We start from the raw sequence: 5,955 nt of genomic DNA on the forward strand, positions 1-5,955 counted from the left end.
CTCCATTGATTTATGTTTTTGGCTATAAAATTGATATTTATTCAATGAAAAATGCAGAAATAATTTCTTGGATTTTAACTTTTGCACTTTCAATTTTGACTTATTTTTTATTAAATCGCCAAAAAAAGAAAACTTAAAAATATAAAAAACTGCGTACAACATTGTATTGGCAAAATGCGGGGTTTAGGGATGAATTGAAAAGCAAAAAAAAAATTCCGCTAATGCTTTTCAATTCCACTTTTTTTCTTAATTTAGTGTACTTGAAAAAGCATTCGCTACGTTTGGTCCCTCTTGAACGTCCCGTTCTTCGAAAGCCCGCACTTCGCCAATACTTTTTCGTTAACTGCAATGTTCCCAAAAATCACGTAATGACAATAAAAGAAGCAATTTTAAAAAGTTTAGAAGATATTGGAGGTTTAACAAACTATCTTGAAGTTTCAAAAAACATCATTGATAATAAATATTACGATTTTAAAGAAGCTAAAACTCCAACAGCAACAGTTTCTGCCTTACTTGGTGATTTCATAAGAAATGGGGATACTCGAATTAAGAGAATAAAGGAAGCAGGTGGATATTTATATTACCTTACTAAAAATGAATCCTTAATTAGTATAGAGAAACTATCTGGAGAAACATCAGAAGTAAAATCAGAAAGAAAAGTTGACAAAAAAAAGACTTACGAAGAAAGAAGTTTACATAAACTTTTAACAAGCTATCTAAAGAATACCGACATTTATTCTAAAACTATTTTCCACGAACAATCCAATGGAAAAGACAACAACCAAATTTGGACACATCCCGATGTCGTTGGAATTAAGTTTTTGACTTTACAAACAAAATCAAGTCAAAACTTCATTAAGTCAATAAATCGAGTTGATACTTTTAAGTTAAGTTCTTACGAAATTAAAAAAGAAATTAATAGTGATAGTGAGCTTAAAAAAGCATATTTCCAAGCTGTTTCAAATTCAAGTTGGGCTAACTATGGATATTTAGTAGCTTTCGAATTTAGTGATAGCCTGTATGATGAAATGAGCAGATTAAATCAATCTTTTGGAATTGGAATAATAGAATTAGATTCTAATCCTTACCAAAGTAAAATTTTTTTTCCAGCAAAATATAAAGATTTAGATTTTAAAACAATAGATAAGCTTTGTGTAATTAATAAAGAATTTGAAAAATTCATTGAACAAACTGAGAAACTATTAACAGCACAAGAAAGATATTATCAATCAACTGAAAGAGAACTAGATGAATTTTGCGATTCATATTTTAGTAACGATACAGAAATTGAAAAGTATTGTACTGAAAATAGAATCCCATTTTTAAAAGAATAAAAACACTGCAGTTAACATCGTATTGGCGAAATGGCGGTTTAAGGGAGAAATTGAAAGTTTCTCCTTTTTTTTGTCGCAACAGCCTTTTATATTTCCTTTTTTCATAAATTTAGAAAATAATAAAAGGCTGTTGCTTAGCTTAGTGCAAAATTGAAAGTTTAGGCTTTCTAATCCGCCACTATCGCCAATACGCGGCCCGTTATACGACATCCAAAAAAAACTGCTCTAATGAAAAAATTATATTATTTGATTTTTCCTTTTTTCTTATTTTCATGTTTTGATATGAGTAAAAAAGCTGAAAGTAAAAAATTGAATTATGAAAAGTATATTGACTCTATTTTAGTAATAAATAAGGGATTTAAATCAAATACTATTTTGCTAGAAGAAGTAAATAAAAACTTTAAAAATTCATTTACTAAAAAATTCCAACAAAATATATTCTCAGATTTTCCATTTAAGTTAATAAACATTAATAAATGTAATAATGATTATATTTTAGAATTTTCGCATTCAAGTGTATCAAGTTATTTTTCACAAGATGAATTTAGAGATATTGTAAATTCCACGAATATTGAAATTTATGCAAAAATACCAGAAACGGAGGCAAAGCAATTAATAGAAAATGAATATTATATTATCAGTGGTAAGATTATAAATTATTTAACACTTGAAAACAAAAATAAATATTGTATTAATTCCTTATATTCCCCTTATACTGGTTTTGATAAGGATTATGGAATTGAGTTTGGATCAATCTTTATAGATCTTGAAAATATTAAACTAATAAAATAAACGACGTCGTATAACAGGGTATTGGCAAAATGCGGGGTTTAGGGGTAAATTGAACTACTCTACTTTTTTAGCCGCCGCTGCTTTTCATATTGTTTTTTTTTCTTAATTTAGACAATCTGAAAAAGCATCGGCTTCGCTCAGTCTGAATTGAACTTTCAGTTAAATCCAGCCCGCACTTCGCCAATACTTTTTCGTTAGCAGAAATTTTATACAAACAATCAACACGATAAATCAAAAACAATGAAACAAATTTTTCTTTTTTCGCTTTTGTGCCTTGGAACTTTAAGTTTTGCACAAAAAAAAGAATATGATAAAAAAATGCTTGGATGCTACAAAGGTTCGGAACAAAATCAACAAGTCGATGGAATTTCTAAATATTGGGTTTCTTGTAGATTAGAGAAAGGCAAAAGTGTTCTTTTATTTGTTGCAATAAATAGAGATGGAGAAGTAAAACAAACAACTGAAAACGGAACCTGGTGGACTAATGACGGTAAATACTATGAACTGCATAAATATGACAATGTTACAGATATTTATAATTATAAAGTTCTCGAAAATGGTGATGTAAGTTTTAAGTCAATTGAATTAATGGGAAAACAAGATGACACCTACGAATTTACTGATTATAAAATTGCTGAGGATTAACAAAAACTTCTGCTAACAGTGTATTGGCAAAATGCGGGGTTTAAGGGTAAGTTGAAATTTTGTAAAAATATTCCGCCGAATGCTTTTCAATTCTGCAATTTTTTGTAAGTTAGCAGAAGTGAAAAAGCATCGGCTACGTTTCTGAATTCTTGAACTTTCAGTCCTTCGAATTCCCGCACTTCGCCAATACTTTTTCCGTTAGCAGAAATTCTAAACCACTTACACATAAATGATTGATTTTAAAGAAATTCCAATAGCAAATACAAATTCTGGACAGCAAGACACATTTGAATTATTTGCGAGAGATTTTTTTTCAAATTTAGGTTATGAAATTCATACTGATCCTGGTAGAGGATCGGATAATGGAAGAGATTTAATTATTAATGAAAAAATCAATAGTAAATTTGAATCTAATTCAAAATCAAGAAAATGGTTAGTAAGCTGTAAACATTATGCATACTCGGGTAAGTCAGTTACAGCAAAAGATGAGCTAGATATTATAGATCGGTTGAAAACAAATGACTGTTATGGGTTTATTGGTTTTTATTCTACCTTACCAAATGAATCTCTCAAAAATAAATTGGAAAGTGTTGCAAATTACGTCTATGATTATAAAAAAATTGAAAACGAAATAATATCTAATCCAAACCTACTAGAAATATTTAAAAGATATTTTCCAAAATCTTATCGATTTTTTTTAACAACAACAGAAGTTTTTGCACCAACAAAAATTATTACAGAATTTTTTGAAAACATTCCTGAATTCCAAAATACATTACTTTTTAATAATACAATTAATTCAGAAAATATTTATAAAGGTTTAGTAATTTATGATGACTTTAAAAAATTAATTAATTTTTTAGGTTATAAAATAAATATTGTTAATTATATTGATGAATATGAAAAAAAATTAGCCAGTATATTAATTATCAATTCCTTTTTAAAAAATGATAAGGACACTAATTTTAAAATAGAAAATGAATTTTTTACATACAATACAATTAATGACAGAGGAGAAAAAAAATTAGTACGAATTAAGATAGAAGATTATAAAAAAATATATTCTTTAGAAGATATAAATACATTTATTAATTATCATGAAAATCCTGCAAAATTTATCGCAAAAAAATTAAAAGAAATAGTCATTGATGATAATTTCCCTAATGAAATTGACATTAAATCATTTTCTTCCAAGAGCCCTAAATTAATATATTTCATTACATCTGAAAATGTAATTTTTATGGATAAATTAAACTATAGGTATAATGAAAGTGTTTTTAACCTTGCAAAAGATAACTATTTTAGATGAGAACTTCTGCTAACATTGTATTGCTAAAATGCGGGGTTAAAGTGTGAATTGAAAAGCAAAAATATTTAACCGCATATGCTTTTCAATTCCACAAAAAAGTATAATTTAGTTTCATCGAAAAAGCATATGCTTCGTTGGTGCGTTCTTGAACTTTTAGTTCTTCGAAAGCCCGCACTTCAGCAATACTTTTTCCGTTAGCCGTAATGTTATGACCACAACTCTACTAAAGAATATTTTTTTTTACTCTTTTTTTATTTTAACTGCTATTTTGATGTTAATCCCTTATGTAATCTTTAGTGTATATGAATTGGGATATGCAATGAATATTGGATTTAATTATAATATTTCAATAATAATTTTTTCGGTAATATTTTATTTTATCTTTAGAAAGAAATTGTTTAAATCAAAATTCAATAACAAATATATTAAACCTTTAATTGAAGGATTTTTAACAATATTTGGAATATTCATTATTTGGATGTTTTCAATTTCTATGATTGCTGGTTTAGCACTTACCTATAATTCAATAGTTGGAAAGAAAAAAACAATAAATGTACAATCATTTGTTTTGAATACTGAAAAAACAAAATCTAAAAATGGAACAATCCACAATTATATTACTATTAGAATTCCCGAAATTAATCGGACAGTTGAATTAAAAGTCAAAAATGAATATCAAATTAATGATATTTACAATGATACTTTAAAACTTGGAAGCCTGAAAATGGTTTATAAATACAAATGAAATAAAAACACTACGGCTAACATTGTATTGGCAAAATGCGGGGAGAAGTAACAAGTTGAACTTTTTGTGAAATTTATCCGCCGCTGCTTTTCATATTGTTTTTTTTCTTAATTTAACAATCTGAAAAAGCATCGGCTTCGCTCAGTCTGAATTGAACTTTCAGTTAAATCCAGCCCGCACTTCGCCAATACTTTTTCGTTATGCGACATTTTATCCAAACCCGCTCCTAAAAATGAAATATTCAAAATTTATAACATTTATTTTTCTTATTCTATTTTCATGTAAATCTGACAAAATTTCTGAGAAATCAGTAGAACTTAATAATAAAGCCGTAAATTCAATAAGTGCCAAAAAATATTTTGACGCTTTAAAATATTCTGAAGAAGCAATAAAAGCCGATGAAAAAAATTATAATGCTTATACGATAAAAGCACAAATGTTGCTAAAGGAAAACAAATTAAGTGAAGCTGAAAAAACAATTCAAAAACAACTAAGAATAAAACCTGATTTTGCGGAAGGCTGGACATTTAAAGGTTTGATTAATGAACTAAACCTTAATCAAAAACAAGCAATTCAAGATTATCAAAAAAGTATTGAATTATTTGAGAAAAGAAATGAAAATGGTGAATTTAATGAACAATTAAATGATTCAAATATTTATTTTTCTTTAATTCTAATTGGGGATTCAGAAAGTCAAAATAAAATGGTTGAACTTGAAAAGAAATGGAAAAATAATAAACCTGTTTATGAAATAATGATTTCAGTTAAAAATTTGGGCAAAAAAGAACTGATTAAACAAATGCTAATAGAATAAATTAACAAAACGTCGCATAACAGTGTATTTGCAAAATGCGGGGTTAAATCATAGTTGAAAAGCATCAACAATTTATACGCAAAAATGCTTTTCATCTTGATTTTATTTGTAATTTAACAATCTGAAAAAGCATTTTGCTTCGCTTCGATCTGAATTGAACTTTCAGTTAAATCCAGCCCGCACTTCGCAAATACTTTTTCGTTAGGCGACATTTTATGAGAAACACATTCCAAAAAGTAATCTTTGTAATTATATTGATTTTTTCAAAACTCTTATTTTCTCAAATAATTGTTGGAGATGAATATAAAAAAATTCC

The 5,955-nt window shown here is 27.3% G+C and carries 7 protein-coding genes; 6 read left to right on the plus strand and 1 reads right to left on the minus strand.

Features of this window, described 5'->3' with window-relative positions; translation table 11 throughout:
* Nucleotides 1–368 precede the first annotated feature (368 nt).
* The 3 genes from ACVFVN_RS14280 (at nucleotide 369) to ACVFVN_RS14290 (ending at nucleotide 2,771) form a co-directional block, all read left to right on the plus strand.
* Nucleotides 369–1,334: a hypothetical protein gene (locus ACVFVN_RS14280; protein ID WP_456235799.1), complete on the plus strand. Its 966-nt coding sequence runs from the start codon at nucleotides 369–371 to the stop codon at nucleotides 1,332–1,334.
* Between the two features lie 228 nt (nucleotides 1,335–1,562).
* Nucleotides 1,563–2,126 carry a hypothetical protein gene (locus ACVFVN_RS14285; protein WP_456235800.1) on the plus strand — a complete coding sequence of 188 codons (564 nt, stop codon included), beginning with the start codon at nucleotides 1,563–1,565 and terminating at the stop codon, nucleotides 2,124–2,126.
* 240 nt (nucleotides 2,127–2,366) lie between these two features.
* Nucleotides 2,367–2,771 (plus strand): hypothetical protein, encoded by a 405-nt coding sequence (locus ACVFVN_RS14290; RefSeq protein WP_456235801.1) that lies wholly within the window; start codon nucleotides 2,367–2,369, stop codon nucleotides 2,769–2,771.
* A gap of 86 nt (nucleotides 2,772–2,857) precedes the next feature.
* On the opposite strand, the gene ACVFVN_RS14295 is transcribed toward ACVFVN_RS14290, so the two are convergent.
* Complete coding sequence (locus tag ACVFVN_RS14295; protein ID WP_456235802.1) at nucleotides 2,858–2,998, minus strand: hypothetical protein; 141 nt, start codon at nucleotides 2,996–2,998, stop codon at nucleotides 2,858–2,860.
* Nucleotides 2,999–3,000: 2 nt separating this feature from the next.
* On the opposite strand from ACVFVN_RS14295, the gene ACVFVN_RS14300 reads away from it, so the two are divergent.
* From ACVFVN_RS14300 to ACVFVN_RS14310, 3 genes are all read left to right on the plus strand, one after another.
* A complete protein-coding gene (locus tag ACVFVN_RS14300) occupies nucleotides 3,001–4,080 on the plus strand; it encodes a restriction endonuclease (protein WP_456235803.1) in 1,080 nt (359 codons plus the stop codon).
* A 271-nt stretch (nucleotides 4,081–4,351) separates the two neighbouring features.
* Nucleotides 4,352–4,825 carry a hypothetical protein gene (locus ACVFVN_RS14305; RefSeq protein WP_456235804.1) on the plus strand — a complete coding sequence of 158 codons (474 nt, stop codon included), beginning with the start codon at nucleotides 4,352–4,354 and terminating at the stop codon, nucleotides 4,823–4,825.
* Between the two features lie 232 nt (nucleotides 4,826–5,057).
* A complete protein-coding gene (locus tag ACVFVN_RS14310; RefSeq protein WP_456235805.1) occupies nucleotides 5,058–5,639 on the plus strand; it encodes a tetratricopeptide repeat protein in 582 nt (193 codons plus the stop codon).
* Nucleotides 5,640–5,955 lie beyond the last annotated feature (316 nt).

The sequence above is a fragment of the Soonwooa purpurea genome (genome assembly GCF_053891095.1).